Origin of the sequence: Aurantiacibacter gangjinensis, from assembly GCF_001886695.1 — a bacterium.
Taxonomy (GTDB): domain Bacteria; phylum Pseudomonadota; class Alphaproteobacteria; order Sphingomonadales; family Sphingomonadaceae; genus Alteraurantiacibacter; species Alteraurantiacibacter gangjinensis.
The window spans coordinates 386,174-411,405 of the sequence record NZ_CP018097.1 but is presented as its reverse complement, the minus strand read 5'-3'; the positions used below and the strand labels follow the sequence as shown (position 1 = coordinate 411,405).

The window sequence follows — 25,232 nt, the reverse complement described above, 5'->3', positions numbered from 1 at the left end:
AAAGGAGCGCCCTGTGACAATCCGCCTGAAAACCGTCGGCCTCGCCGCCTTTACCCTCGCCGCCATGGGCCTTGCCGGATGCGAGACCATCGAGGAGGCCTATCTCGAGCGGACCTCCGTGACATATGAGGCGGAGCTGCGCGGATCGAACCAGGTGGGCCGGGGCGATCCCGATGGCTACGCCACGGCGGAAATCACCTTCGCCGACGAGCTGACCCGCGTGTGCTGGGACCTTAACGATATTGCGGGCCTCGGCCCGATCACCGGCGCGCATATCCATCGCGGCGCGGCGGGCCAGAACGGCCCCGTGGTGCTGGCTTTCCGGCAGGCGACCGAAGGTGGCTGGCGCGGATGCAGCAGCGACACGGACTGGGTGCAGAGCGCCTTCGATGAAGGCCTCTCCAATTATTACGTCAATGTCCACACCGCCGAATACCCAGATGGCGCGATCCGCGGACAGTTGCGACAATAGGCGCAGATGATGACGGGGGAGCTACCGCTCGGCCCCGATCCGCGCACCGCGCGGCTGGCGCGCATTCATACGGCACTGATCGCCGCATTCGGCCGTATCGAGCGCCCAGACGACAAGCGCCGCCATCCGGTGTGGACGCTGGTGCAGGGCGTCATCGGCGCGCAGACCAAGACGGGCATTTCCAACGCTTCCACCGATGCGTTGCTGGCGCGTTTCGGATCGTGGGAAGCGGTGGCGCAGGCAGATGCGAGCGAATTGCGCGCTCTGCTCGCCAATCAGACCTTTCCCAAAGTCGCAGCTGAGCGCATCACGGCATGCCTCACTGCCATCGTCGAAGAACGCGGCGCAGTCGACATGCGGCACTTGTCCAACCTGCCGGACGAGGAGGCGATGGCGTGGCTGGAGGCGCTGCCGGGTGTGGGGCGAAAGATAGCAGCAGGAGTGCTCAACACGTCGATCTTCGAGCGACGGCAGCTGGTGATCGATGGCCATCATCGCCGTGTGATGCAGCGGGTCGGGCTTGTCACGCAGGGAGCGGACACCGCGCGCGCATATGCCGCGCTGATGCCAATCCTGCCCGAGGATTGGTCCGCTGCGGATATCGACGAGCATCACCTGCTGGTGAAGCGCGTGGGGCAGGTCCACTGCCGCCCGGCGCGCCTGTATTGTGATCGCTGTCCGATCAGCGCGGATTGCGACACTGCAAAAGCCACCCGCTAGCCATCGTTTCGGAACGTCTGGAAAGGCGACGGTGTTGAGAGGGGAAACCGCAAAGGAGATTTCTTTCGATGACAGCCCCCATCATGCCATCCGACCAGTCGCTCAGTTCGCTCTTCAAGCCGCTGCAAATGGGCGAGATAACGCTGGCCAACCGGATGCTGATGGCACCGCTCACCCGCAGCCGGTCCGATGCCGGGTCGAACACACAGACGGGGCTGCACGCGCTTTATTATGCGCAGCGCGCCGGGGCGGGCCTGATCGTGAGCGAAGCGACGCAGATCAGCCAGCAGGGCCAAGGTTATGCCTGGACGCCCGGCATCTTCACCGACGAACAGGTCGAAAGCTGGAAGCCGGTCACCGATGCCGTCCACAATGAAGGCGGGCGCATTTTCTGCCAGCTGTGGCATGTGGGCGCGATCTCGCACCCCGTGTTTCAGCCCGATGGCGGGCAGCCTGTATCGGCCAGTGCATGGACGCCCGAGGGCGAGGCCTTTGTCGGTGATTTGCACGAGGACGGACCGAAAGTGCCGTTCGAGGAAGCGCGCGCGCTTCGCACTGATGAGATTCCCGGACTCATTGACGATTACCGCCACGCCGCCCGCTGCGCTGCCGAAGCGGGTTTCGAAGGTGTGGAGGTGCACGCGGCCAACAATTACCTCATCGACCAGTTCATCCGCTCCGAAACGAATAATCGCGATGACGAATATGGCGGCAGCCTCGAAAACCGCCTGCGCCTGCTGGACGAAGTGGTGAGCGCGGTGTGCGAAGAGCTGACGCCCGCGCGCGTCGGTGTGCGGCTGTCGCCCATGGGCGGCCCGGGCGGCACGTCCGACGCCAACCCCGCCGAGACCTACCCCGCGGCGGCAAAGCTGCTGAGCGGGCGCGGGCTGGCCTATCTTCACGTCATCCGCCCCAATTCGCACACGGGCGGCGATGCCGACAAGACAGACGATATCGTACCGCCCATGCGCGAGGCATTCGACGGGCCGTTCATCGCCAATGGCAATTTCGAACCGGACGAAGCCGCAAAGTGGATCGCCGACGACAAATGCGACGCTGTGACGTTCGGTCGGCTGTGGCTCGCCAATCCGGACTTTGCCGAGCGCGTCGCCAAAGGCGGGCCCTATAATGATGACAATCCGGACACCTATTACGGCGGCGGGGCCGAAGGCTATACCGACTACCCGACCCTGCAAAAGGTCGAGGATACGCTGCCCGCGTGATAACCGAGCGCCAGGTAGAGGAGGTCTATCAGCGGCTGGCCGAAGCCATGCCGGGGCGAACGCGCGGGGCGAAAGGGCCGAAGGGCCAGCCCAGCGCCTATCGCAGCTGCATATCCTGCATGCTCTCGGCCCAGTCGCTCGACCGAAACACGGCCAAGGCGGCCAAGGCGCTGTTTGCACTGGCCGATACACCCGAGGCGATGCTGTCGCTGGACGATGCGGTGATCGCCGCCGCGATCAAGCCGTGTGGGCTCTACAATATGAAGACGCGCAACATCCGCGCCTTCAACATGGCCTTGCTCGCAGAGCATGGCGGCGTGGTGCCGGATACGCGCGAAGGCTTGCTGTCGCTGCCCGGCATAGGGCGCAAATGCGCCGACATCGTGCTCAGCTTCACGTTCGGGCAGGATGTGATCGCGGTCGACACGCATGTCCACCGCGTATGCAATCGCATCGGGCTGACCGCAGCTAAAACCGCCGACAAGACCGCACAGCAATTGGAAGACCGCAGCCCCGACTGGGCCTTGCGCGACGGGCACTTCTGGCTCATCCAGTTCGGCAAGCGGATCTGCCGGGCGCGTGCACCCAAATGCGACGCCTGCCCGGTATCCGACCTGTGCGAATATTATGCTGCCAGCGTGCAGCGCGAGGAGATGGATGAGCTGGGATAATTACTTCGCCGAAGATGCTGGCGCTGCCGAAGCCGAAGGGCGCGGCAAGTCGCGCACGGTGACAGTTGGCTGGACGGTGAAATGGGATGGCAAGGGCGGCGCGATCTGGGCACCGCCGCAAGGTTTCAGCCGATCCGACCCCAAAGCTGCCAGCGCCAAGAGCATTCAGGCGTGCCCCGCCGCGATCGACTTCGACAGGCGGCACTTCGTCATTCCCTGCCCCGTCGATATCGAGCTGGCCTTTGCCCGCAACCAGCAAGGCGGACTGCAACTGGTCGACAATAAGGGCGAGCAATCGGGCATGCGTCCGCAGGGCCGGGCGAACCTGTTCATCGTGCAACCGCCCAGCGAATGGCGGCATCCCGACAGGCCGATCATCCAGTTCACCGCGCCTTACGTTTTCGTGGCGGACGAGCCGTGCTGGGTCGTGCAGACCGCGCCGCATTTGCATTGGTTTCCCGAACAGCGCCCCGGCGTGCAGATGGGCGGACGCTTCCCCGTCCACATCTGGCCGCGCCCCATGGCGTGGGCGTTCGAATGGTATGACGTGACCAAGCCGCTGAAACTGACGCGCGGCGGACCGTGGTTCTACGTGCATTTCGAGACCGAAAACCCCGGCGCGCGCGTACGGCTGGTGGAACAGGAAATGACCGAAGAGCTGGAAACCTATCTCGATTCCATCACCGATGTGTCGAACTATGTGAACCGCACCTACGGCCTGTTTGCCGATGCGCAGCGGGCGCGCCCGGCAAAGCTCGTCAAACCGAAATAGGCGCTACCACGCAAAACCCGCCTCGATGGCGCGTTGCTCTGCTTCGGTACTGGTGCGGCCAAGCACTTCGTTGCGATGCGGAAAGCGCCCGAAGTGCGCAATCATGCGATGGTGCGAACGCGCATGCGAGAACGCGCTGCCACCGTCGACGTGGGCGAAGACGCGCAAGGCGCGGCGCTGGTCGATGATGTCTTCGCTATGCATCAGCGGCATGGCGAGGAATTGCGCCTGCGGGCCGGTGAGTGCGCGGTCGTAGCCTTGGTCGAATGCGGAATTGCAGATCATTCGGGCAAGTCCGTCCGTAGCGTAAGCGCGCGGATCATCGCGGAAGATGTTGCGCGGCACCTGGTCGAACAGCAGCACGGCGGCGAGCGCCATTTGCGCATCGCCCGTAAATTCGCCGGGCGGGCGGACAGATAGCATTGCCCATTCACGCGCGAAGCGGCGCCGAAGCATTGAATCAACGTGTTCGTTGCCGCCCCACCAGTCGGAAGGCCCTAATTTATGAAACCAGACATACAGAATTTCGGCCGCCCATGGCCGCAATGCGAGCACGGCCGCGAAAATCAGGCGTCGGCGTCGTCGTTCCGGGTGTAGGGCACGAAATCATCGAGGAAAATCACACCGCTGAAAATGCCCGTGCTGCGGTCGATGGTGCGCATGATATCCTGACGGCACAATTGCGAGGAGCCGTAGCGTTCAATGATGGGCACATCCCAATAGCTGAGATTTTCCGGATTGCGCGCGCGGGCCACCCACATCGTGTCGCCGCGCTCGTAAACGACGCCAACATTTTCTTCGATGCGGATGCGATCATTGCGCCCGATAGTGACGATACAGGTGCGCGGTTCTCCGGCGGTGCGGCCTTCCACCAGCTCGGCAAAGGCGTTCTCTGCGCGTTCGGCGCGCTCGTCTTCGTCGGCGAGTGCGACGCCTGCACCAAGGGCAAGGGAAGCGGCGGCGGCTGCGGAAGCGAGAGCTTTAAACATGTGACGTCTCCTAGGATCGAGCGAGGCTATCACCCCTTCCGTGAACCCGTCCTGACTCGCTTTCGTTCCGCTTGGAAGAGCCGCCGCCTAGCCTGCCGGGCCGGCAACATCCTGTTCTTGCGGGCCCTTCCCATGGGGCAGCGGCTTGCCATTGGCTACGCGTGCATCGGGCACGCTGCCGTCATCGGCCGCGCCGCCTTCCAAGATGAAGCGGCGGTCGCAATAGCCGCAATCGACAAAGCCGCTTTCGTCGATCTGCATCCATACGCGCGGATGTCCGAGGCTGGCTGGCTTGTAATTCTCGCCGCCGCGAATGTCTCCGGCGCCATCGCACCAGACGCGCGCAGTATCGACGATAGTGGTCTCGGGTGCGTGGTCCATGGGGCGAAGCCTCTAACGCTTTACGCCGCAGCCGAAAAGCCCCAAAGGACGCCGCCATGGCCGACGCAGCGATAGAAATCCGCGATCTTCGCAAGGAATATGCGGGCAGCGCGAAGGCGCCGCCCAAGCTGGCGCTGAAAGGTGTGAGTTTCGACGTGCCGCAAGGCAGCGTGTTCGGCCTGCTCGGCCCCAATGGCGCGGGCAAGTCGACGCTGATCAACATCATGGCGGGCCTGGTGAACAAGACCGGCGGAACCGTGCGCATCTGGGGTCGTGACATCGATGAAGACCATCGCAACGCCAAGCTGAATATCGGCATAGTGCCGCAGGAAATCGTCTTCGATCCCTTCTTCACGCCCTATGAAGTGCTGGAAAACCAGAGCGGGTTCTACGGCATCGCCAAGGCGCTGCGTCGGTCTGAAGAACTGCTGCGCGCCGTCCGGCTGGAAGACAAGCGCGATGCCTATGCCCGCACGCTGTCGGGCGGGATGAAGCGCCGTCTGCTGATCGCAAAAGCCATGGTGCATTCGCCGCCGATCCTGGTGCTTGACGAGCCCACGGCGGGCGTCGATGTCGAATTGCGCAAGCAGCTGTGGGAGCTGGTGGGTGAGCTGAATGCCGAGGGCGTGACCGTGGTGCTGACCACGCATTATCTCGAAGAAGCCGAAGAACTGTGTGAGCAGATCGCCATCATCAATCATGGTGAGTTGATCGCCAACAAGCCCACGCGCGAACTCGTCGGCATGATGGGCGAGAAGATCATCGCGCTGACGGTGGATAGCGATGTCGGCGCGCTGCCCGCCGATCCCCGCTTCCGCAAATGCCAGAGTGTGGGCGAGCGCGTGATCGAGATCACCTATGACAAGAGCGAGATGACAGCCGGGCAAGTCCTCGCCCAGGTGCAGGCGCAGGGCTTCACCATCGAGGATGTGTCGACGCGCGAAGCCGATCTGGAGGATGTCTTCGTCCAGCTGACCGGCGAAGCCGATCTCGCCGCGGCATCGAGCTGAACAGGCACGCTTGCGGCACAGGCGTGCAGCAGGCAATGACATGCCGATGAAAGAGAATACCACCGGCTACGATGTCCTGATTATCGGATCGGGCGCGGCAGGGCTGACCGCCGCGCTCTCGCTCGCAACCGAGCTGAAAGTCTGCGTGCTGGCCAAAGGGCATTTGCATTCCGGCTCTACCGCGTGGGCGCAGGGCGGGATTGCCGCCGTGCTGGATGCGGGCGACACTTTCGAGGATCATGTGCGCGATACCATGGTCGCAGGTGCCGGCCTGAACGACCGCGAGACGGTGGAGTTCGTCATCGAGCGCGCGCCTGCGGCGATCGACCGGCTCTGCGACCTTGGCGTGCCGTTCAACCGTGCAAGCGGCGACCTGCACCTCACCCGCGAAGGCGGCCATTCGCATCGCCGCATCGTGCATGTGGACGATGCGACGGGCTGGGCGGTGCAGGCCGCGCTGCTGAAAGCGGCTGAGGAAAACCCCAACATCACCATGCTGGCGGACCGGACCTGCATCGATCTCATTACCGGTCGGCATGAGGAAAAATATTCGGGTAGCGGACGCGTGTGGGGCGCCTATGCGCTCGATACCGCGACCGGCAAGGTCGAGGCGTATACGGCTAAGGCGACCATCATGGCGGCAGGCGGGGCGGGCCGCGTCTATCAGTTCAGCACCGCCCCGCGCGGCGCGACGGGAGACGGCATCGCCATGGCATGGCGGGCAGGCGCGCGCGTCTCCAACATGGAGATGATGCAGTTCCACCCCACCTGCCTCTACAATCTGGAGGTGAAGAACTTCCTCATTACCGAAGCCGTGCGCGGCGAGGGCGGCAGGCTGTTCCATCCCGAAACCGGCCACCGCTTCATGCAGGATTACGATGCTGAGCGGATGGAGCTGGCCCCCCGTGACGTGGTGGCGCGCGCCATCGACGACCAGATCAAGCGCTACGGTCTCGATTACGTCCATCTCGATATCAGCCACATGCCCGCCGATTTCGTGCGGGAGCATTTCCCGACCATTCACGAAAAGCTGCTGGGCCTTGGCATCGACATGACGGCGGGGCCGATCCCGGTCGTGCCCGCGCAGCATTATACGTGCGGCGGCATCGTGATCGACCTCGATGGCCGCACGGACCTGCCGGGCCTTTATGCCGCAGGCGAATGCACCGAAAGCGGCCTGCATGGGGCCAACCGCCTTGCCTCCAACTCCCTGCTGGAATGCTTCGTGTTCGGCGAAGCGGCGGCCAAGGACATCCTCGATCATTGGGACGGGTTCACCCCGCCGCCTGCCATTCGTGAATGGGATGAAAGCCGCGTCACCCATTCCGACGAGGAAGTCATTATCAAGCAGAACTGGACCGAAATCCGCCGCTTCATGTGGAACTATGTCGGCATCGTGCGCACCACCAAGCGCCTGGAACGCGCGGGCAATCGTATCAATCTGCTGGGCGAGGAGATCGACGACTATTACGGCAATTTCCGCGTGACGACCGACCTGATCGAACTGCGCAACCTGCATCAATGCGCGCAGCTGATCGTTAAAAGCGCACTACGCCGTCACGAAAGCCGCGGCTTGCACTTCACGCTCGATTATCCCGGGCTGGAAGACGAGCCGCGCGATACGGTGCTGACACCGCATTAACGCGGTTTTGACCTTGCGCGTGCCATGGCCGCGCCATGATCGCTTCTACGCATCAAGCCGACCAAGTGCGTTCCATCCATTACATGCGCGGTGTTGCCGCGCTGATGGTGGTTGGCGTGCACATCTTCGGCTTTGGTGTGGTGCCGATGGCCGAAGAGGCGCAGCCAGCCTGGCTGCGGCACGGGGTGGCGATCTTCTTTGTCATTTCCGGCTTCGTGATGGTGGAATCCACCCGGCACGGCACCCACGCTCCGGGAAACTTCCTCAAACGCCGTTTCATTCGCGTCATGCCGTTCTGGTGGATCATGCTCACGGCGTGGGTGCTCATCGGTGCGCCATTTGACGCGGGCTGGCTGATGGCCTCCTACGCCCTTCTCCCCTCGCTCGATCCATCGACCGGTACTGTCCGGCTGCCCGTGCTGGGGCTGGGCTGGACGTTGTATTTCGAGATGGCCTTCTATGCTCTGTTCGCAGCGGCCCTCCTGCTTCCGCGCACGCTCACGATCTGGGGCGTGGTCGCCATCCTATGCGTTGCACCGTGGTTCAAACCCCTGGCGACCGACTGGCCACTGGTCGCCTTCTACCTCGACGCACACTTTTTCGAATTTGCCGCCGGCATGGTGATCGCGCATTGCCGCCTGCAGCTTCCCGGCTGGACCATGGCGGCAGGCTTTGCCGCCCTTGCCGTGCTCGACGGTACGGCCGTTCCGCACTGGTTGTCGATCACCATACCTGCCGCGGTGATTATCGCTGCGGGGCGCGGGCTGGACGATCGCCTGCAACACTGGACATTCCCCAAATTGCTGGGCGATGCGTCATATGCGATTTATCTATCGCACATGATCGTGATTCACCTGGTGGTGAGCCATATCACAACGCTGGGCATGCCATGGCTTTCCGCGCTATGCGCGATGCTGGGGGCGATCGGGTTCGGGGTGCTGGTGCACAAACGGGTGGAACGCCCCTTGCTGCAAGTGCTGTCGCATCGCAGGGCGCGACAGGCGGGCGGCTCGCGCTGGTTGCCTGGGGGCGCTGCCTGATTTCCTTTCGGTTTTGTCGACGCTCCACCCGCAGTCGGTCGGGGGATGACCGATGACATTTGGAATATCGGCTGTTTGATGTTGGGGCGTGAGGCTGAGCGCCACCGCGTGCGTCTACAAAGCATCGCCGAACCAGATGGTGACCGTGCTCGTTCCGGACGCCGAACTCCGCTCCGGCAGCCGTCGCTGCTATGGTATGGCGGCGCTCTCTTGGGCGCATGATGGCACCGCGCCAATCGGGGTCATTAGGAACCGGTTCAGCCGCCATGTTACAGGCGAGACTGCATGAAGATTATCGCAACGCTTTTTCTCTCCGCTCTAATCTTTCTCGCAGTCCCGGCGCGAGCTACGCCGGAGGATATCATCACTTTGCGCGACGAGGTCTTCGCGATCGGACCGGATAGCGTTTTCGTACTGCGCACGTCGCGCGATAACATGGGATCATATTACAACCTGCAGATCGAAAGCCATCTCGTGAGGATCGATTTGGAGAGCGGGGACGAGACATCTTGGCTCGTCTATCGCGCCCTCCGGCAGACGGTGTTCGATGAAGATCCTGCACTGGAGCGGCATGAGACTGTGACACAGTCTGTCGGGTACTGGCACGATCCGTTTGCCGTCATCGCCGATGCCGGGGCGACTTTTCATGCCGGATCAAGCGATGCCGGCATGCGCCTGCCGCAACCCGAAACAGGCGAGGCTGAGCCGGATCGCTTCACGATACGATACGATCGAGATGTCATTTTCGCATTCTCGCAGATGCAAGCCCGTGCGCGGGCCCGCTCTGCCGTGGATGTGTTCGGACAAAGCCTGTTCGATGCTCCGCGCATGTCGACTGCAAGCACGCGTGAGCTGTTTCTCGAGATGTTTGCCGGCATGATGTCCGAATGGGGCGTCTGCGATTTTGCGACGGACGGTCTGCCTGAAGGAATGGGCGATAGGCGCATCCAGCTCGTGCGCATGCAATGCGGTGACGAGGATGTCGATAATTCGCTGTCGCTCATCCAGCTTGCGCGTCCGACCGGCGCAGATTCTGAAAATCGGCGCTAATCCATCAGGAACAGGATGGCGAAAGCCAGCGCCGTGGAAGCCAGAAAGAGGTTCCAGCTCCAGTAAAGCGTCATGTCGATGCCGATTTCGGGAATTGTGACATTGAACGGAAAGATGGCCAGCACACCGCCGCTCGTTCCTCCCGAGCCCATGAACAGGGCTATGATCAGCGTCAGGAAAATGCCGAAAGGCAGCGCCTTGAAAAACACGACCATGGTTATGACCCCTTTATCATCCCGTCAGGCGTTCATGTGGCACAGGCCCGGCCCCTGCGCCAACCCTCTCACGCCGCCCGCGCGCAATTTTGATGCAATGTTGCGCAATGCGATTCTTTTGATTCACGACCACACACTTCAACAGGTTTTTTTCCGCAGATTGCTTTTCCCTCTTGCGCGCTTTGCGAGTCGTGGATGTCCCACGCGTCGCACCGTGTTGCTGGCATGATGCACCTGTTCGAAACGATAATCCGCACGGTAAATCGAACTTAACCACTTGCGCCTGAGTCCCGGCTGATTCACAAGGGGTTGTGGTCGACTTGCCGGGGCGACCTACTAGACCTAGACTTTGGACCTAGCGCGCCACGTTTCGCGCCACGGGGTCGGAGTCGCTCTGGTGGACCGATCCGGGAAGGCGATTGCGGGCTGGCAGGGGATAAACCGATTCCCGTTCGTGCCCGCATCGCGCCGCGCTGGCAGCATGCCGGTTTCGGGTCGATGGCAACAGATACGATTCGCAAGGGCAAGCAGGCGCAAACCGCCTCGGCCCATGCCAACAGGGAGCGGGCAAGAAATGGAATTCCGGAACAGCGACGAGGCCGCAATGGGACTTGAAGACAGCGTGGAAGACACCACTGAAACCAAGGCCGATGCAGCCAATACCGCGGCGCGTTCCGAACAAAAGGCAGTGAGCATGGACAAGAAAGACGCAGGCAGCGATGCGCTGGTAGATGAAGCTGCGGCAGGTGCCATGGCTGGCGCCGTCGCGGTTGCGATGAAGGCCGACAAGGACAGTTCGGGTGATGACTCCAAGAAGGTCAATCCGCGCCGCTTCACCATCGTCACCGATGAAGCGCGCGATGCGAACCTCACCGAATTCGGCAAGGAGACGCTCACCGATCGCTACCTGCTGCCAAACGAAAGCTACCAGGATCTGTTCGCCCGCGTGGCCGATGCTTATGCGGACGACCAGGACCACGCCCAGCGCCTGTACGACTACATCTCCAACCTGTGGTTCATGCCGGCAACGCCCGTGCTGTCGAATGGCGGCACCAATCGCGGCCTCCCGATCTCCTGCTATCTCAATTCCGTGTCGGACAGCCTTGATGGCATTGTCGGCACGTGGAACGAAAATGTGTGGCTCGCCAGCAAGGGCGGCGGCATCGGCACCTATTGGGGCAATGTGCGCGGCATTGGCGAGCCTGTCGGCCTGAACGGCAAGACCAGCGGCATCATCCCCTTCGTGCGGGTGATGGACAGCCTGACGCTGGCGATCTCGCAAGGCTCGCTGCGCCGCGGTTCGGCGGCCTGCTATCTCGATGTCAGCCACCCCGAAATCGAGGAATTCCTCGAAATCCGCAAACCCTCGGGTGATTTCAACCGCAAGGCGCTGAACCTGCACCACGGCGTGCTGCTGACCGACGAGTTCATGGAAGCGGTGCGCGCGGGCGAGAAATTCGATCTCAAATCGCCCAAGGATGGCAGCGTGCGCGGCCAAGTCGACGCGCGCAGCCTGTTCCAGAAACTGGTCGAGACGCGGCTTGCCACGGGCGAGCCCTATATCGTGTTCTCCGACACGGTGAACCGCATGATGCCCAAGCATCACCGCGACCTGGGCCTGAAGGTCTCGACCTCCAATTTGTGCAGCGAAATCACCCTGCCGACCGGCATCGACCACCTTGGCAATGACCGTACGGCGGTGTGCTGCCTGTCCTCGCTCAACCTCGAGAAATGGGACGAGTGGAACGGCGACAAGACCTTTATCGAGGATGTGATGCGCTTCCTCGACAACGTGCTGCAGGACTATATCGACCGCGCGCCCGAAGAGATGGCCCGCGCCAAATATTCCGCCATGCGCGAACGCAGCGTGGGCATGGGCGTGATGGGTTTCCACTCCTTCCTGCAGAGCAAGGGCATCGGCTTTGAAAGCCCGATGGCCAAGGTGTGGAACCTGAAGATGTTTAAGCACATTCACGGCAAGGCGAGCGAAGCCAGCATGGTGCTGGCGCAGGAACGCGGCGCGTGCCCGGATGCCGAGGAAATGGGCGCGATGGAGCGTTTCAGCTGCAAGATGGCGATCGCCCCGACCGCCTCCATCAGCATCATTTGCGGCGGCACCAGCGCCTGCATCGAACCGATCCCGGCCAATATCTACACGCATAAGACGCTGTCGGGCAGCTTCATCGTGAAGAACCCGTATCTGGAAAAGGTACTCGACAAGAAGAGCAAGAACTCGACCAATGTCTGGAACTCGATCCTCGAAAAAGGCGGCAGTGTGCAGCATCTCGATTTCCTCACCGACGAGGAAAAGAGCGCGTTCAAGACGAGCTTCGAGATCGACCAGCGCTGGCTGCTGGAATTTGCCGCCGACCGGTCCGAATATATCGACCAGGCCCAGTCGCTGAACCTCTTCATCCCCGCCGATGTCGACAAGTGGGACCTGATGATGCTGCACTTCCAGGCATGGGAAAAGGGCATCAAGTCGCTCTATTACCTGCGGAGCAAGAGCGTGCAGCGCGCAGGCTTTGCCGGCGGCGTGGAAGCGGATAACACTGCCGAGGCCACCAAGTTCGAGCTGAGCGCCGGCGAAAGCACCGATTACGACGAGTGTCTGGCCTGCCAGTAAACCTCACCCTCCCACCGCTTCGCGGCGGGCCCCTCCCTCTCCCGGCGGGAGAGGGAAAGAGCGGCGCAGCCGCGAAAGGGTGAGGGCATGAAAGGCTATGACACCGCACCTGCCGGTGCAGTCGAGCGGGCACGCGAACTTCGTAAAAACGCCACCGATGCCGAAAAGAAACTCTGGCGCGGAATACGTCGCAGTTTTCCGGACGCTAAGTTTCGACGTCAGTCTCCGGTTGGGCGCTAAATCGCCGACTTTCTTTCCCATCGACACAAAGTCATCATCGAAGTCGATGGCGGTCAGCATGCCGCACAGGAAGCGCAGGATGCGCAGCGCACGAGATACTTGGAAAGCGAGGGCTTCACCGTCATCCGTTTCTGGAACAACGAGGTCCTACAGAACTGCGATGGCGTGCTACACACTATCAGCGCGCATCTCTCGAAGGACCCATAAAGTGGACCAACGCACCCTCTGGCTCAGCATCATCATGGTCGGCGGCGTGCTGGCGGTGGCGAATGCGTGGCGCGGAGCTGTGCTGATCCGCGATGGCGAGAAAACGCGCGGATCGCGGCACATGATGTTCACCGCAGCGATCCTCATGCTGACAACCGTGGCGCTGCTCTTGCACCAACAGGATTAACCCAATGTCCTATCTCGCCATCATCCTGATCGTGCTGCTTGGCCTGATGCTGACGGTGCAGGCGAAGAAGCGCAGCGATCCGCGCCAGCAGCGTATCTGGCGCATTTCCGGTATCATCTGCATGGTCATCGCGCTGGTGATCGCCGTTACCGATGCGGTGGTCGATGTGCTGGATCATGGCGAGAGCGAGCTTGCCCCGCGCGGTATTCCGGTCGACGCCGACGAGCCTTGAGCCAGACGCGATTATCGCGCAAAATACTGGCCAATGGACAATGACACGCTTTTCCTCTCCGCCATCGTGGTCGTCGCCGTGCTCGCGCTGGTCAATGCGTGGCGCGGGGCGGTGCTGCTGCGATCGGGCGACAAGCCGGGTGGGCAGAAATTCTTCGTGATGGGCCTCGCCATGCTGCTGATGGCGGCCTTTGCCATCTACATCAGGCCGGTATGACGATGCGGGACAGAACCAAACGCACCGCGCGCATCGCACTAGTCGCCATGGCTGCTCTTGTGGTGACGGCCTGCGCCAGCCAGGTCGATGCGGGCGTCAGCCGGGAAGCGGGCGCGCCCGGCTTCTGGTGGGGCCTGTGGCATGGCTTCGTCTTCCCGTTCGCGTGGATCGGTTCGCTCTTCGACAGCGATATCGCGGTGTATGCCGTTCCCAATCGCGGCGGCTGGTACGATTTCGGGTTCTTCCTCGGCATAACCGTGCTGGGCGGGGGCAGTGTCTTCGGATCGAAACGCCGCTAGCGAAAAGCATCTAGCCAAAAACGTGGAACCCGGCCTCGCCAGCCTCCTTGAGGCTTTGCGAGCGCCGGGCTCCTTTTGCTGCCGTCCTCGCGGAGCGACAGAAAGCGGTTTGTGGCGGGCCTTGGCTCTCTCTTTCCTGCCCGGAGCACGTCGTGCCCATGTTTCAACATATCAACGGGGAGAGGCCGATTTGCGTTCCGCATTTCGTCGCGGGCAGGGCGCGGTTTGTCTTCACGAGGGACGCCATAAGCGTGGCATCGCCACCGGGCACAGGCCCGCGCAGTGTCGCTCCGGTTCGACATCGACAGGAGGGAATACGCGATGCTGACATATGGCGGACTGGGAATTTTCCTGGCCGGGCTCTTCTTCATGCTGGGCGGGACTAAATTCGTGAAGGATGCCGACAAGGCGGCGAAGGCCCGCCAGCAGGCGCCGCTGCTGATGCTGGTGGGCGCGGCCATGTTCGGCCTGGCCATTGTGCTAAGCTGGGCCGCGTCGCCCTAGGCAGGAAATAGCGGCAGGCGGGCAATATCCGCCGGGCCCATTGCGAGGCCGAAGTGCGCCTCAAGCACATCGCGATATTCATCGGCGTCGACAACCTTTCGTCGATCCACCTCATGGCCTTTGCGCCACACGGTCAGGTCGCGGTCGACCATGCTCGCAAAGCCATCGGGCAGGCAGAGGCTCACGATGGTGTGATTGGTGAAGCGCGATGTCGGGTGCGTCGCCGACCAATGGCAGCCTATGGCGAGGTCTGCCTCGGCCACCATCGCCATGTCGAAAGCATATTGCGGTTCCCACGCATCGTCGCTTTGAGCGCGCCCATCGCCGGCAAGGCGCGGGCCTTTGCGATGGAGAAGCCAGCTCCCCGGCAGCGCGCCTTCATCGGCGCAGTGCCGGAGCCTGTGAAGGGCTCCGTCGCGCGATTGCGCTTCGGCACCGTCGGCCAGTGGCATTGGCGGGGCATAGGCGCCGCCGAACCCCGCATCGGCGATCCAGTCGCCGTCCTCCAGCGCCACCAGCAGCAGGCAATGGGTGCGCGGCGGCATCGCCTCCGGATTGCCGAGCAGGACGCGCGCCAGCAGCAGGCGGCACGAGAAACCGGCGAGCGCCAGCATGTCGGCAAAGAGGCGGTTATGTTCAAAGCAGAAGCCGCCGCGCTCTTGCGTTACCAGCTTGTCGAACACTGTGTCTGCTTCGCTTGAAACGCTGCCGCCCATGCGGACGGACAGATTTTCGAACGGGATCGCTCGCCGGTGCGCAGCTTGTATGGCGCATAGCCCTCCTGCATCGAGCGAAGGGGGCTCTGCCATTCCGATCCGGTCAAGATAGGCGCGAAGGCGCGGAGGCAGGGCCATCGCCGCTTCTTGGACGACAGCCCCGCATTGCGCAATCCGCGCCGCACGCAATTGGCGCGAAACCGTCGCGTGGTGACGCGATGTTAACCACTTACGGGATATGGCGGATGCCATGAGCAAGGGCGGATCAAAGCGTTTTCCGACGCATCACGGTTATGGCGAGGTGAACATCTCGCGTTACGTCGTGCTGTATGTCTCGCAGCTGGCGTGGCTGGGGCTGGGCCTGTATCTTTATGCAGGCGCCTATTGGCCCTCCACTTGCACGCCGGTGAATTTGCTGGAAATCTACCAGTGTTCGCCGCGCTTGCCGGAAACGCGCGGTTGGCGCGAGGCGGCCTTGATGACATGGCTGTGGTCCACGCCCATCCTGATCGCGCTGGAAATCCTACGCTGGGTCAAGAAAGACCCCGACTGAGGATGACTTCTGCACCGCATCGACGGCGCAGCATATCGATGAAAATGGTTCTACGCGTGCTGCGTGTGGCGCATTTTCCGATATCGCTGAGTATCGGTGTTGCTCTATATGTCTTTGCCGACAGATCGATTTTTCATGCTGCGTTAGCCAGCTTCCTCGCGGAATTGGCGCTGGCCGTCATGATCTTTGCGCTAGCGTCGACCGTCCCCGACGCGCGGCAAGCCTCCGGGCGGCAATCCATCTGGGGGCGAGTGAACGACGGCGTGGGGACGGTGCTCAACTGGATCGGGTTTGTCGTGATCGCCTTGGCCGTCGCTTATGTCTGGAGCGTCTGAAGGCGGACCTAGTCCTTCCGAATTTTCTCCTCGCGCTCGCGCATCGCGCCATTGTAGGACGGGTTGCGCGCGTCCTCATCCTTCTCGCCCCGCGCCGGAGTGGTGTGAATGGCATCGGGCAGAGCCACATCGCCATCGCCTTGCGCCGCCTTGCGCCGCGCTTCGTCTTCGCGTGCGCCGGTGGCAGTAAGGCCTGCGGCATCGGGCTTCTTGCTATGCGTCACGACGCGGCTGTCTTCGGGTTCGTACTGGCCCATGGGGTATCTCCGGTAAGGTTTGCTTTGTCCGTTCAACGGGCGGGGCGCCCTGCCTGTTCCGGACGCCGGTCGCATGCTTGACCCAGGCGGGCCGCACGCGCACACCCGCCTGCGATGGGACTCGCCATAGACCTGAACACGCTGTTCGAGACGTCGGACCTGTGGTTTCTCGCGGCCGGTGCCTCGGTCGGGCTGGTGCTGGGTATCTGGCCGCACCTGCGCTTCCGCTTCGAACGCTGGAAGGTGGAGCGCGCATTGGCGGCCGACGGCGGGGCCTTCGCCAGGGACCGCGCGGCGCTCGCCATGGCGGAGGAAGAGCAGCCGCCGCCCTTCCGCTGGCCGCGCCTGTTTTTCGGGCTGGTCCTCGGGGCAATGAGCTTGGCCATACCAAGGCTTGCCGACAGCTTCGAGAACGGTTTCTGGCTCATCCCGCTCGCTTTCCTCGCAATCTGGGCCATCGACTATGGCTTCGGAAAGCTGGAAGAACGCTTTTGGCCCGATCACGTGCAGAAGCGCGACGACGATGATAGCGGCCTGCCCGAAATGGACGTGCCCTTCGACGCAAAGGCCGGCTTTGCGGCTGACATGACGGTGCTCGGCTTCATCGCCATTGTTGCCTGGGCGTTCTGATACGGCCCAAAGCCCGCGCCCTTTTCCCCGCGTTATCCCCGAAACAAAGTCCGGCCTTGCTATCGAATCACGCCCGTGATTCACTATATCCGTCGTTCGCGCCAGAAACCGGAGATACCAGATGTCGTTGCTCGAAGCCCGCAAGACCTACAAGCCCTTTGAATATCCGTGGGCCTACGACTTCTGGAAGCGGCAGCAGCAGATCCACTGGATGCCCGAGGAAGTGCCGCTGGGCGAGGATTGCCGCGACTGGGCGCAGACCCTCACCGATCACGAGCGCAATCTGCTCACGCAAATCTTCCGCTTCTTCACCCAGGCCGATATCGAGGTGCAGGATTGCTACCACGAGAAATACGGCACGGTCTTCAAGCCGGTAGAGATCAAGATGATGCTGGCGTCCTTCTCCAACATGGAGACGGTGCATATCGCCGCCTATTCACACCTGCTCGACACGATCGGCATGCCCGAAAGCGAATACGGCATGTTCCTCGAATATGAGGAGATGAAGGACAAGCACGATTACCTGCAGGAATTCGGCGTCGATACGGACGAGGACATTGCCCGCACGCTGGCCATGTTCGGCGGCTTTACCGAGGGGCTGCAGCTCTTCGCCAGCTTCGCCATGCTGATGAACTTCCCGCGCTTCAACAAGATGAAGGGCATGGGCCAGATCGTCAGCTGGTCGGTGCGCGACGAGAGCCTGCACTGCGAAGGCATCACCCGCCTGTTCCACGCCTTCTGCGCCGAGCGCGACTGCCTCACCAAGGCGGTGAAGGAAGACATCATGGATATGTGCCAGAAGACGGTGCGGCTGGAAGACGCCTTTATCGACCTCGCTTTCGAGGATGGCCCCGTGCCCGGCATGACGGCCAAGGAAATCAAGCGCTACATCCGCTACATCGCCGACTGGCGCCTGGGCCAGCTGGGCCTGCCGAGCATCTACATGGTGGAAGACCACCCCCTGCCCTGGCTCGCCCCGCTGCTGAACGGCGTGGAGCACGCCAACTTCTTCGAAACCCGCGCAACGGAATATTCCAAGGGCGCGACGACGGGCAACTGGCAGGACGTATGGTCCAGCTTCGACAAGCGCCAGAAGGCGAAGGCATCAAACGAGGACGATAGCGTGGAAGATGCCGGGCCGGATATGTTTGGTCAGAGCGGAGCCGGTGCGAAGGGTGTTGCGGCGGAGTAGCGATAGTGAACCAAGTCATTCCGCGCCATGCCAGCCTCGGGAAGGCATCGGCTGAGTATGATGATGAGTACTTCAATGATTGCTTTCTTGATACCGGGCTGCTGGATAGCGTCCTAGCCCCATCGAGTTCCACTTCTGTCATCGTCGGTCGTATCGGAAGTGGAAAATCTGCTTTAATAAGGCGAATTAAAGAAACACATGAGCAGGTCGTTGATGTCCATCCGGAGAATCTTTCGCTCGGATATCTCTCTGACTCATGGCTTTTGAAGTTTCTGACCGAGAACGATTTTGACCTGAGTCTATTCTATCAGCAATTATGGCGTCATGTTTTAGTCGTCGAATTACTTAAGCATAAGGAGGGCCTCGATAATCAGAATAAGGCTAACTACTTTCTAGCGAAAATTGCTGATTTATTCCAAGACAACTCAGGAAAGCAGAGGGCATTCGAGTATCTTAATAAGTACGGTGGGACGTTTTGGTCAGATACTGATGAGCGCGTGCGTAGCATCACGAATGAGTTTGAGCGCCAAGTAGAGAATGAGGCTGGGGCTGGTTATAAAGCCTTGGCAACGAAATACCGTCGCGGCGAGAAGATCGGTCGCCACGAAACCAAGGAACTGGTTTCAACCGCGCAAAAAATTGTCAATTCGGTACAGATGCGCGAGTTGTCGAAGATCATCGACATCTTAGACGAGGACATTTTTACTGATAAACAAAGAAAAACTGTTTTGGTAATTGATGACCTCGATAAACAGTGGGCAGATGATCGAATCCGTATCAAATTAATTGAGGCTTTAGTTAACGCCCTTCCCAAATTCCGGAAAATAAAGAATGTGAAGATCGTTGTGGCGATGCGCGATGACTTACTTGACATTGTCCTTCGGCAAGCCACTACTGCTGGCTTTCAGCGAGATAAGTTCGACGATTATCATTCGCGGGTTACGTGGAGTAAATCAGAACTGCGGGGCTTTATCGATAAGCGAATAAGCCTCCTCTACAGGCGCAAGTATACTAATGCTCAAGTCTCAATGGACGACATATTTTCATCTACGAAAGGCGAAGCGTCGTGCTTTGATTACATAATAGACCGCACCATGCTAAGACCACGAGACGTTTTGGCGTACTTCAATCTCTTAATTGAGCGGTTCGGCGGCAAAGCCACGATAGGCCTCAAGGACGTTCGATCAGTAGAGCTTGATTATTCGAAGAGCCGGCGCGCTGCCTTAGAAGGAGAGTGGAAAGAGCTTCTCCCGTGCTCCTCGGAATTGATAGGTTTTCTTAGCCACCGGAAGTTGTCAGCCAAATTTCGCTTAGGGGCAGTCGAGTCTGAAGCTATCGATCATCTAGTGATGCAACTTTACATGCATTACGAAGACCTTGATCTGCCGATTGTGAAATTCGCGATCAACGCTTTTGACTCTGCGACTGAGGCATCTAGGGCCGAATTTCTATATCGCCTAGTTGCACTCCTTTATAGAATGGGGTCGATAGGTGTTAGGACTCAGGAAAATTCGGCTTGGCAGTTTTCTTTTCAATCCGTGCCTTCGATATCGGTTGATGAGCTGGGCGAAAATACACACTGTTTGGTTCATCCGATGTTGTGGCAGACCTTAAAGCGGCGTACGGAGTTAGGTACTTTATTTGAGGAGTACTAACAAGACTTATAAGACTGCAAACTTTCCTCGCAGCGGAGCGCGTACCTTCGATACAAGTATGTGTGGCATCGAGAATTATTTCATAGATCTATCGGTAGAGAGATGACCCACCACCACCTCCCCCTCGCCCTCCTCCTCGCGGTCACCGCCGCCTGCGCCCCCGTGCCCAGCGCCACCTCCGAAGCGCCGGAGGCAACTACCCAAACCACCGCCCCCTACCAGCCCGATTTCCTCCTCATGACCGAGCGGTCCACGCCGGAGCAGCGGGAGGCAGCGCGTGGGGCTTTGCTCGCGGAGTTTGCGCGGATCGGGATTGCGGCGGAGGCGCGTCCCTACGACAGCACGTTCACCATTCGCGGGGCGGAGACGCGGTTTGTCGGGGCCAATGTCGTCGCCACGCTGCCCGCGACCATGGAGGCACAGGCGGACGATGACCGCCACATCGTCCTCGCCGCGCATTACGATACCGTTCCGGGCAGTCCGGGCGTCGACGACAATGGCAGCGGGGTCGAGATCGTGCTGGAAGTCGCGCGCGACCTCGCCGCGACGGATTACCGCACCGCGACCATTTATTTCGTCATGCTCGACCAGGAAGAGGTCGGGCTTGTCGGTGCGCGGGTCAATGCGGCGCGCTGGCGCGAATCCGGCATCCCGCTCCATTCCATGCACAATATCGACATGGTCGGCTGGGATAGCGACGGCGACGGGGTAATCGAGTTCGATTCGAACTCCGAAGACCTGACCGCGCTCTACTTGGAGGTCGCCGAGAGCCTGCCCGTCTCGCTGCTGGTCACCACCTATCCCAACACCGATCACGAGGCCTACCGGCGCGAAGGCTTCACCGTCGCCAGCGTCAGCCAGGAATTCGAGGATAACAGCCAGAACCCGGATTATCACGGCCCCGGCGACACGGAAATCCAGCGCCCCTATTACGAAGGCACGCGCGACCTGATGCTGGGCGTATTCCGGCGGCTGGTGGCGGAATAGGCGCGCGCGAGGGCTCGAAAAACCTCCCATCGTCACCCCCGCGAAGGCGGGGGTCCAGCTGAGCCTAAAGCGATGGACATAGCTGGATCCCCGCCTTCGCGGGGATGACGATTTAGGGTGGCAAGGCCATTCCTTAACCGGTAACCGGTCACAGTCCGCTCCATGCCCGCGATCCCTCTCGAATACGCCGCCTACTACCTCATCGCGGTCAACTTTGTCGCCTTCGCCTCTTTCGGCATCGACAAGGCGCTGGCCGAGGGCGGGCGGCGACGGATCAGCGAGGACGCGCTGCTGACTTGGGCTTTCATCGGCGGCACGCCCGGTGCCTATGCCGGGCGGCACCTGTTCCGCCACAAGACGCGCAAACGCTCTTTCTCGAATGCCCTGCACACCGTGGCGGCGTGGCAAGTGGTCCTTATCGCGGGGGCCGCGTACTATTTCGGGCTTCACCAAGGCTGAAGGTTTCGCCGCTACGTTTACGCCCATGGCCGACATCGAGCAGCTCAATCCCGACAAGCCGCCCCGCATTGGAGAGACGGTCTTCACCGATCACGGCTCGCGCCTCGCGCCGCGGATCGTGCGGGACAATCCGAAGACCTTCGCCATTGCTGTCACAGTGCTTCCGATAGCCGCATTCTGCCTCGTGTTTTTCTGGTAGCGCGCTGTCCTACATCATCCGCGCGGCCTAGCGGGGAGGACATGGCTGCCTCTCGTAAATCCCCATTTGCTCCCGCAAAGTGTCAACTTCGCTCGGTCGCGGCGAAACCCGTGCAAATGGCGGGATACAGCGCTCAAAAGGGCGCCGTCAACGTGTCGGCTTTGTCAACTTTCCCCTCGCCCCGACGCGCGCCAAAAATCGACATGACGGCGTTCGATTTCGGGGAACCAGACCAATTCACTCGCATTACTATCTATGCGGACCGGGCCCCTCTGGCGGGCGGCGAAAGCCTCCCGTGATGTCGGACCGCATCGGGCAACCGGTGTGCGTTTGACGAGCGGCCTTGAAAGCCTCCTCCGAGAAAGCAAAGAAAGCCAGCACCGGCGGCCCGATCTCTCCAACCCCCTATTTGGGAGATGAAAGATGGCCCGTACGATTAATGTTTCCGACCTCGCGAAGCGCGCGGAAGGTTTTGTTCGCAATCAGGTGCTTTGCCGGATTCCCGGCACCAAGAAAGCGGCCCTGAAGAAGCGCCGGAAGGCGCGGCACTCATCGCTGATGCGCAAGCTGAAGCACAATTACATCGCGCCGGGCCTCCGGCGTGCGTGAACGGACGAGCGGGGCGCTGTAGCCACGCGGACTGCACAGGCGCTTTGTCGCCGGCAGCTTCGCATGCTACCAGCGTCCCGCTTTTTCCGTGTGTTCGAACAGGGGACCAGAGGCGATGTTTTCCACCACCACCCGCATGCTGCAGGATTTCCTCAAGAAGGAAAGCGCCGGCGGCATAATCCTGATCGCCGTCGCCGCGCTGGCGCTGATTGTCGCGAATTCGCCGCTGGCAGACGATTATTTCGGCGTCCTCGGTTTGCCCGTGGTGGCCGGCATAGGCGATGCCGTGATCAACAAGTCGCTGCTGCTCTGGATCAATGATGGCCTGATGGCCATTTTCTTCTTTCTCGTCGGTCTGGAAGTGAAGCGCGAGGCGCTGATCGGCCAGCTCAACACCTGGAACAAGGCCAGCCTGCCGCTATTCGCGGCGCTTGGCGGTTTCGCCATTCCGGCGCTGATTTTCGTCGGCATCAATCTCGACTATTCGGAAAATTTGAATGGCTGGGCCATTCCCGCTGCGACCGATATTGCCTTCGCGCTGGGCGTGCTGGCGCTGCTCGGCCCGCGCGTGCCGGTCGCGCTGAAAGCGCTGCTGCTGGCGATTGCCGTGATCGACGACATTATGGCGGTCTCTGTCATCGCGATTTTCTATACCGAGGAAACCAGCGTCACCATGCTGCTATGGGCGGCGGGAACGTTGGCCATCATGGCGCTTTTCGGCCGGGCAAAGGTCGCATCCAGCGTGCCATACGTGGTGCTGGGCGTGGTGCTGTGGGTGTTCGTGCTCAATTCGGGCGTGCATGCGACGCTGGCCGGTGTTGCTGCCGCCATGTGCGTGCCCATTGCGGCCAAGGGCGGCGAGCGCCCGCTGGAGCGGATGGAGCATGCGCTGCATCCCTATGTGGCCTTCCTCATCATCCCGATTTTCGGCTTCGCCAATGCCGGGGTGTCGCTGACGGGCGTAGGCGTAGACACGCTCCTCGCGCCGCTGCCGCTGGGCATCGCGCTGGGCCTGCTAATTGGCAAGCAGGTGGGCATTGTCGGCTTCGCGTGGCTGGTCGTGAAGACCGGCATGACGAGCCTGCCCCCGCAAGTCACTTGGCGACAAATCCATGCGCTGTCGCTGCTGGCCGCCATCGGTTTCACCATGAGCCTGTTTATCGGCAATCTCGCCTTCGAGGATGCAGCGATGGTCGATGCGGTGAAGATCGGTGTGCTGGCCGGATCGCTGGTGTCCGCGATTGCCGGGTACCTGATGCTGCGCAGTGCGCTGCCGAAAACGGCGGCGGAAGACCGCAGCGATCCGGAAGAGGAGGCCGAGCCCGCGCGGGCGAGCTGAGGTTGCAGCGCCCCCGCTACCAGCCCCAGGCGGGCGGTGGCGGGGCGATTTCCTGATCGGCCTCGAACGATACGCGGAACAGGCGCGTCGGGTCGTTTTCACGGGTCAGCTGGTAGGTCAGCGGCGGGGCGTCCTCGCCAGCAGGCGCGGTTTCCATCCGCCAGACATTGGTGAGCGACAGGTCTAGCCCTTCCCGCTGGAACATGGCGATGGAATAGTCATCGACTGGAAAGTCCTGAGCGAAGGCCGTGCCGCTTGTCGCGGTATCGCCGCCATACTGTGTGACCGCATCCTCGCTTCCATCCTCGTGCCGGTGATCGTGTTTGAGGCGCAGGCCGGCGGCGGTGCGGGTGACGATCCAGGTGCGGCTGCGGTTCCAGCTTTCGTCCGGCTGCTGGATATGGAAGGCGATGGCGATCCGGTCGTCGCTGCATTCGGCCCAATGCGCGATCATGGCGTTGCCGGTCATCTCCAGGTCGCGCGAGTCCTCGCTCACGAGGCCGCCTTGATAGGCTTTGCCGCAATGGGTGGAGAGCGCCGACCAGAATTGGGCTTGCGGTTGCGGGGCAGGATCGCTGACGCTCGTGCAGGCAGCGAGGACAGACAGCGGGACGGCGACGACTATGGCGCGATGGATCATGCCGCAAGCCTGCCATGATGCTATCGTGAATGCCAGCGCCGGAGGCGATGGCTCCAGCTTATGTACCAGTTTCCTTCTGCACCGCCGTCTCTTGGGAAGGCTGCAGGCCTTGCCGAAGGGATCCGGCTTCAGTCGTTCTTGCCGAAGCGCGGCGAGGCGCGGCGGTCTTCACCGCTGCGACGCTCGCCGTTGCGGCGGTCGGCGAAGCTGATCGGCTCCTGCCGTTGCCGACGATCGCCATCGCGGCGATCCTTCGGCTCGGCAGCCGTGCTCTTCTCGTTCTTATTGGCAGTCATGACCGCCCCCCTTGTTTGCCGCGGCCGAGGCCGCCCCCAGTTGTTGCGAGGTCTATTTCGCATAAACAGATTGGCAAAATGTTAACCCTGTAATGCGGCGCTATCAGCACCATTGGTGTCGGCCGACGCCCCAATCGTCGCTCCAGCCGGCACTCCAGTAGTCGCCTTCGGCCAGCCGGGCGCCGATCATGTGGTCGGACAGCAATTGCACATCGCCCGATGGCGAGAGCCTACGCGCGGCCCGCAGTTCGCGGCCATAGCGGTCGCGCGGCGGATCGGCCCCGCCATCGAGCTGGAACGGCCCGAGCGCCAGCCAGCGTGCCAGTTCGGCCCGCGCGGTGCGCGCAAGCTCGCTTTCGGCATCGCATGCCCCGTCGATTTCGGGCGCGTCATAGCCTGTCAGCCTGATGCGCCGTTCGCCGATGCGGATGGTGTCGCCATCGACCACGCAATTCGCCGCGAAACCGGGCGCGGCGCATGGCGGGAATGCCATCTCGACATCCTCTGCACCGGCAAAGTCATCGCCCAGCAACCCGAGATAGCGCGGGAGGAGGATGGCGCAGACGAGCACCACGGCAAATATCGCTGCCTGCCGGAACTTGCGCATGCCATGCGATCGCCGCCGTCCCGACTTCCGCCGCGGCTTGCGATGAGGATACCGCCTGCCCA

At 61.5% G+C, this 25,232-nt stretch carries 33 protein-coding genes and 1 pseudogene; 25 read left to right on the top strand and 9 right to left on the bottom strand.

Annotated elements, in window-relative coordinates:
• Positions 1-13 precede the first annotated feature (13 nt).
• The 5 genes from BMF35_RS02070 to BMF35_RS02050 all read left to right on the top strand — a co-directional run bounded on the left by BMF35_RS02070 (position 14) and on the right by BMF35_RS02050 (position 3,858).
• Entirely contained in the window at positions 14-472 is a 459-nt protein-coding gene (locus tag BMF35_RS02070) for a CHRD domain-containing protein (protein WP_236781539.1), read from the top strand.
• Between the two features lie 6 nt (positions 473-478).
• On the top strand, positions 479-1,192 hold the full coding sequence (locus BMF35_RS02065; protein ID WP_236781538.1) for an endonuclease III domain-containing protein: 714 nt from the start codon (positions 479-481) through the stop codon (positions 1,190-1,192).
• A 68-nt stretch (positions 1,193-1,260) separates the two neighbouring features.
• Complete coding sequence (locus tag BMF35_RS02060; RefSeq protein ID WP_193787613.1) at positions 1,261-2,415, top strand: alkene reductase; 1,155 nt, start codon at positions 1,261-1,263, stop codon at positions 2,413-2,415.
• Positions 2,412-3,086 (top strand): endonuclease III domain-containing protein, encoded by a 675-nt coding sequence (locus BMF35_RS02055; protein ID WP_047006712.1) that lies wholly within the window; start codon positions 2,412-2,414, stop codon positions 3,084-3,086. Before BMF35_RS02060 ends, BMF35_RS02055 begins: the two co-directional genes overlap by 4 nt.
• Entirely contained in the window at positions 3,073-3,858 is a 786-nt protein-coding gene (locus tag BMF35_RS02050) for a hypothetical protein (RefSeq protein WP_047006711.1), read from the top strand. The genes BMF35_RS02055 and BMF35_RS02050 overlap by 14 nt, the downstream gene beginning before the upstream one ends.
• Positions 3,859-3,861: 3 nt before the next feature.
• Here BMF35_RS02050 and BMF35_RS02045 read toward each other — a convergent pair whose 3' ends face one another.
• From BMF35_RS02045 to BMF35_RS02035, 3 genes are all read right to left on the bottom strand, one after another.
• A complete protein-coding gene (locus tag BMF35_RS02045; RefSeq protein ID WP_052766006.1) occupies positions 3,862-4,413 on the bottom strand; it encodes a DUF924 family protein in 552 nt (183 codons plus the stop codon).
• Positions 4,414-4,424: 11 nt separating this feature from the next.
• Complete coding sequence (locus tag BMF35_RS02040; RefSeq protein WP_047006709.1) at positions 4,425-4,847, bottom strand: hypothetical protein; 423 nt, start codon at positions 4,845-4,847, stop codon at positions 4,425-4,427.
• An 87-nt stretch (positions 4,848-4,934) separates the two neighbouring features.
• On the bottom strand, positions 4,935-5,228 hold the full coding sequence (locus BMF35_RS02035; protein WP_047006708.1) for a zinc-finger domain-containing protein: 294 nt from the start codon (positions 5,226-5,228) through the stop codon (positions 4,935-4,937).
• A gap of 56 nt (positions 5,229-5,284) precedes the next feature.
• On the opposite strand from BMF35_RS02035, the gene BMF35_RS02030 reads away from it, so the two are divergent.
• From BMF35_RS02030 to BMF35_RS02015, 4 genes are all read left to right on the top strand, one after another.
• Positions 5,285-6,238 carry an ABC transporter ATP-binding protein gene (locus BMF35_RS02030; RefSeq protein ID WP_047006707.1) on the top strand — a complete coding sequence of 318 codons (954 nt, stop codon included), beginning with the start codon at positions 5,285-5,287 and terminating at the stop codon, positions 6,236-6,238.
• A 46-nt stretch (positions 6,239-6,284) separates the two neighbouring features.
• On the top strand, positions 6,285-7,880 hold the full coding sequence (gene nadB / locus BMF35_RS02025; protein WP_082115661.1) for an L-aspartate oxidase: 1,596 nt from the start codon (positions 6,285-6,287) through the stop codon (positions 7,878-7,880).
• 35 nt (positions 7,881-7,915) lie between these two features.
• The gene (locus tag BMF35_RS02020) at positions 7,916-8,920 is read left to right on the top strand and encodes an acyltransferase family protein (RefSeq protein ID WP_047006705.1); all 1,005 of its coding nucleotides are present in this window, start codon (positions 7,916-7,918) and stop codon (positions 8,918-8,920) included.
• Between the two features lie 285 nt (positions 8,921-9,205).
• Entirely contained in the window at positions 9,206-9,970 is a 765-nt protein-coding gene (locus BMF35_RS02015) for a hypothetical protein (RefSeq protein ID WP_047006704.1), read from the top strand.
• Here BMF35_RS02015 and BMF35_RS02010 read toward each other — a convergent pair.
• On the bottom strand, positions 9,967-10,185 hold the full coding sequence (locus BMF35_RS02010; RefSeq protein ID WP_047006703.1) for a hypothetical protein: 219 nt from the start codon (positions 10,183-10,185) through the stop codon (positions 9,967-9,969). The genes BMF35_RS02015 and BMF35_RS02010 overlap by 4 nt on opposite strands.
• A 574-nt stretch (positions 10,186-10,759) precedes the next feature.
• Here BMF35_RS02010 and BMF35_RS02005 point away from each other — a divergent pair.
• The 7 genes and pseudogenes from BMF35_RS02005 to BMF35_RS01975 all read left to right on the top strand — a co-directional run bounded on the left by BMF35_RS02005 (position 10,760) and on the right by BMF35_RS01975 (position 14,696).
• Positions 10,760-12,811, top strand: a complete 2,052-nt coding sequence (locus BMF35_RS02005) for a ribonucleoside-diphosphate reductase subunit alpha (protein ID WP_047006702.1) — start codon at positions 10,760-10,762, stop codon at positions 12,809-12,811.
• A gap of 87 nt (positions 12,812-12,898) precedes the next feature.
• Positions 12,899-13,258: pseudogene (locus tag BMF35_RS02000) on the top strand (endonuclease domain-containing protein).
• Between the two features lies 1 nt (position 13,259).
• Positions 13,260-13,445, top strand: a complete 186-nt coding sequence (locus BMF35_RS01995) for a hypothetical protein (protein WP_047006700.1) — start codon at positions 13,260-13,262, stop codon at positions 13,443-13,445.
• Between the two features lie 4 nt (positions 13,446-13,449).
• Complete coding sequence (locus tag BMF35_RS01990; protein ID WP_047006699.1) at positions 13,450-13,677, top strand: hypothetical protein; 228 nt, start codon at positions 13,450-13,452, stop codon at positions 13,675-13,677.
• 33 nt (positions 13,678-13,710) lie between these two features.
• The gene (locus tag BMF35_RS01985) at positions 13,711-13,893 is read left to right on the top strand and encodes a hypothetical protein (protein WP_047006698.1); all 183 of its coding nucleotides are present in this window, start codon (positions 13,711-13,713) and stop codon (positions 13,891-13,893) included.
• Positions 13,894-13,895: 2 nt separating this feature from the next.
• On the top strand, positions 13,896-14,192 hold the full coding sequence (locus BMF35_RS01980) for a hypothetical protein (RefSeq protein WP_236781537.1): 297 nt from the start codon (positions 13,896-13,898) through the stop codon (positions 14,190-14,192).
• A gap of 321 nt (positions 14,193-14,513) precedes the next feature.
• Positions 14,514-14,696, top strand: a complete 183-nt coding sequence (locus BMF35_RS01975; RefSeq protein ID WP_047006697.1) for a hypothetical protein — start codon at positions 14,514-14,516, stop codon at positions 14,694-14,696.
• Here BMF35_RS01975 and BMF35_RS01970 read toward each other — a convergent pair.
• On the bottom strand, positions 14,693-15,550 hold the full coding sequence (locus tag BMF35_RS01970) for an arylamine N-acetyltransferase family protein (protein ID WP_047006696.1): 858 nt from the start codon (positions 15,548-15,550) through the stop codon (positions 14,693-14,695). The genes BMF35_RS01975 and BMF35_RS01970 overlap by 4 nt on opposite strands.
• 112 nt (positions 15,551-15,662) lie before the next feature.
• Between BMF35_RS01970 and BMF35_RS01965 the strand changes: the two genes are divergently transcribed.
• Both BMF35_RS01965 and BMF35_RS01960 read left to right on the top strand, forming a co-directional pair.
• Entirely contained in the window at positions 15,663-15,965 is a 303-nt protein-coding gene (locus BMF35_RS01965; protein WP_156172101.1) for a hypothetical protein, read from the top strand.
• 2 nt (positions 15,966-15,967) lie between these two features.
• A complete protein-coding gene (locus tag BMF35_RS01960) occupies positions 15,968-16,300 on the top strand; it encodes a hypothetical protein (protein WP_156172100.1) in 333 nt (110 codons plus the stop codon).
• A gap of 8 nt (positions 16,301-16,308) precedes the next feature.
• Here the strand turns inward: BMF35_RS01960 and BMF35_RS01955 are convergent, their stop codons facing one another.
• The gene (locus BMF35_RS01955; RefSeq protein ID WP_047006693.1) at positions 16,309-16,557 is read right to left on the bottom strand and encodes a hypothetical protein; all 249 of its coding nucleotides are present in this window, start codon (positions 16,555-16,557) and stop codon (positions 16,309-16,311) included.
• Between the two features lie 114 nt (positions 16,558-16,671).
• On the opposite strand from BMF35_RS01955, the gene BMF35_RS01950 reads away from it, so the two are divergent.
• The 7 genes from BMF35_RS01950 to nhaA all read left to right on the top strand — a co-directional run bounded on the left by BMF35_RS01950 (position 16,672) and on the right by nhaA (position 23,627).
• Positions 16,672-17,187, top strand: a complete 516-nt coding sequence (locus BMF35_RS01950; protein WP_047006692.1) for a hypothetical protein — start codon at positions 16,672-16,674, stop codon at positions 17,185-17,187.
• A gap of 121 nt (positions 17,188-17,308) precedes the next feature.
• Entirely contained in the window at positions 17,309-18,379 is a 1,071-nt protein-coding gene (locus tag BMF35_RS01945; RefSeq protein WP_047006691.1) for a ribonucleotide-diphosphate reductase subunit beta, read from the top strand.
• A gap of 5 nt (positions 18,380-18,384) precedes the next feature.
• Entirely contained in the window at positions 18,385-20,034 is a 1,650-nt protein-coding gene (locus tag BMF35_RS01940; protein ID WP_071961156.1) for a P-loop ATPase, Sll1717 family, read from the top strand.
• A 102-nt stretch (positions 20,035-20,136) separates the two neighbouring features.
• Positions 20,137-21,021, top strand: coding sequence for a M28 family metallopeptidase (locus BMF35_RS01935; RefSeq protein ID WP_082115660.1), 885 nt, complete (start codon positions 20,137-20,139; stop codon positions 21,019-21,021).
• Positions 21,022-21,183: 162 nt separating this feature from the next.
• Positions 21,184-21,480: a DUF1294 domain-containing protein gene (locus BMF35_RS01930; RefSeq protein WP_047006689.1), complete on the top strand. Its 297-nt coding sequence runs from the start codon at positions 21,184-21,186 to the stop codon at positions 21,478-21,480.
• Between the two features lie 25 nt (positions 21,481-21,505).
• Entirely contained in the window at positions 21,506-21,679 is a 174-nt protein-coding gene (locus BMF35_RS13510) for a hypothetical protein (RefSeq protein WP_156172098.1), read from the top strand.
• Between the two features lie 724 nt (positions 21,680-22,403).
• Positions 22,404-23,627 (top strand): Na+/H+ antiporter NhaA, encoded by a 1,224-nt coding sequence (nhaA, locus tag BMF35_RS01920; protein WP_047006687.1) that lies wholly within the window; start codon positions 22,404-22,406, stop codon positions 23,625-23,627.
• A gap of 16 nt (positions 23,628-23,643) precedes the next feature.
• Here the strand turns inward: nhaA and BMF35_RS01915 are convergent, their stop codons facing one another.
• The 3 genes from BMF35_RS01915 to BMF35_RS01910 form a co-directional block, all read right to left on the bottom strand.
• Entirely contained in the window at positions 23,644-24,267 is a 624-nt protein-coding gene (locus tag BMF35_RS01915) for a hypothetical protein (protein WP_047006686.1), read from the bottom strand.
• Between the two features lie 128 nt (positions 24,268-24,395).
• Positions 24,396-24,563, bottom strand: coding sequence for a hypothetical protein (locus BMF35_RS13505; RefSeq protein WP_156172097.1), 168 nt, complete (start codon positions 24,561-24,563; stop codon positions 24,396-24,398).
• Between the two features lie 103 nt (positions 24,564-24,666).
• Positions 24,667-25,170 carry a thermonuclease family protein gene (locus tag BMF35_RS01910; RefSeq protein WP_052766004.1) on the bottom strand — a complete coding sequence of 168 codons (504 nt, stop codon included), beginning with the start codon at positions 25,168-25,170 and terminating at the stop codon, positions 24,667-24,669.
• Positions 25,171-25,232 lie beyond the last annotated feature (62 nt).

Coding starts and splice junctions, on each gene's coding strand:
- BMF35_RS02065 (WP_236781538.1), top strand. CDS start 479: ATGATGACGGGGGAGCTACCGCTCGGCCCCGATCCGCGCACCGCGCGG.
- BMF35_RS02060 (WP_193787613.1), top strand. CDS start 1,261: ATGACAGCCCCCATCATGCCATCCGACCAGTCGCTCAGTTCGCTCTTC.
- BMF35_RS02050 (WP_047006711.1), top strand. CDS start 3,073: ATGAGCTGGGATAATTACTTCGCCGAAGATGCTGGCGCTGCCGAAGCC.
- BMF35_RS02040 (WP_047006709.1), bottom strand. CDS start 4,847: ATGTTTAAAGCTCTCGCTTCCGCAGCCGCCGCCGCTTCCCTTGCCCTT.
- BMF35_RS02035 (WP_047006708.1), bottom strand. CDS start 5,228: ATGGACCACGCACCCGAGACCACTATCGTCGATACTGCGCGCGTCTGG.
- BMF35_RS02030 (WP_047006707.1), top strand. CDS start 5,285: ATGGCCGACGCAGCGATAGAAATCCGCGATCTTCGCAAGGAATATGCG.
- nadB (WP_082115661.1), top strand. CDS start 6,285: ATGAAAGAGAATACCACCGGCTACGATGTCCTGATTATCGGATCGGGC.
- BMF35_RS02020 (WP_047006705.1), top strand. CDS start 7,916: ATGATCGCTTCTACGCATCAAGCCGACCAAGTGCGTTCCATCCATTAC.
- BMF35_RS02015 (WP_047006704.1), top strand. CDS start 9,206: ATGAAGATTATCGCAACGCTTTTTCTCTCCGCTCTAATCTTTCTCGCA.
- BMF35_RS02010 (WP_047006703.1), bottom strand. CDS start 10,185: ATGGTCGTGTTTTTCAAGGCGCTGCCTTTCGGCATTTTCCTGACGCTG.
- BMF35_RS02005 (WP_047006702.1), top strand. CDS start 10,760: ATGGAATTCCGGAACAGCGACGAGGCCGCAATGGGACTTGAAGACAGC.
- BMF35_RS01990 (WP_047006699.1), top strand. CDS start 13,450: ATGTCCTATCTCGCCATCATCCTGATCGTGCTGCTTGGCCTGATGCTG.
- BMF35_RS01985 (WP_047006698.1), top strand. CDS start 13,711: ATGGACAATGACACGCTTTTCCTCTCCGCCATCGTGGTCGTCGCCGTG.
- BMF35_RS01980 (WP_236781537.1), top strand. CDS start 13,896: ATGCGGGACAGAACCAAACGCACCGCGCGCATCGCACTAGTCGCCATG.
- BMF35_RS01975 (WP_047006697.1), top strand. CDS start 14,514: ATGCTGACATATGGCGGACTGGGAATTTTCCTGGCCGGGCTCTTCTTC.
- BMF35_RS01970 (WP_047006696.1), bottom strand. CDS start 15,550: ATGGCCCTGCCTCCGCGCCTTCGCGCCTATCTTGACCGGATCGGAATG.
- BMF35_RS01965 (WP_156172101.1), top strand. CDS start 15,663: ATGAGCAAGGGCGGATCAAAGCGTTTTCCGACGCATCACGGTTATGGC.
- BMF35_RS01960 (WP_156172100.1), top strand. CDS start 15,968: ATGACTTCTGCACCGCATCGACGGCGCAGCATATCGATGAAAATGGTT.
- BMF35_RS01955 (WP_047006693.1), bottom strand. CDS start 16,557: ATGGGCCAGTACGAACCCGAAGACAGCCGCGTCGTGACGCATAGCAAG.
- BMF35_RS01950 (WP_047006692.1), top strand. CDS start 16,672: ATGGGACTCGCCATAGACCTGAACACGCTGTTCGAGACGTCGGACCTG.
- BMF35_RS01945 (WP_047006691.1), top strand. CDS start 17,309: ATGTCGTTGCTCGAAGCCCGCAAGACCTACAAGCCCTTTGAATATCCG.
- BMF35_RS01935 (WP_082115660.1), top strand. CDS start 20,137: ATGACCCACCACCACCTCCCCCTCGCCCTCCTCCTCGCGGTCACCGCC.
- BMF35_RS01930 (WP_047006689.1), top strand. CDS start 21,184: ATGCCCGCGATCCCTCTCGAATACGCCGCCTACTACCTCATCGCGGTC.
- BMF35_RS13510 (WP_156172098.1), top strand. CDS start 21,506: ATGGCCGACATCGAGCAGCTCAATCCCGACAAGCCGCCCCGCATTGGA.
- nhaA (WP_047006687.1), top strand. CDS start 22,404: ATGTTTTCCACCACCACCCGCATGCTGCAGGATTTCCTCAAGAAGGAA.
- BMF35_RS01915 (WP_047006686.1), bottom strand. CDS start 24,267: ATGATCCATCGCGCCATAGTCGTCGCCGTCCCGCTGTCTGTCCTCGCT.
- BMF35_RS13505 (WP_156172097.1), bottom strand. CDS start 24,563: ATGACTGCCAATAAGAACGAGAAGAGCACGGCTGCCGAGCCGAAGGAT.
- BMF35_RS01910 (WP_052766004.1), bottom strand. CDS start 25,170: ATGCGCAAGTTCCGGCAGGCAGCGATATTTGCCGTGGTGCTCGTCTGC.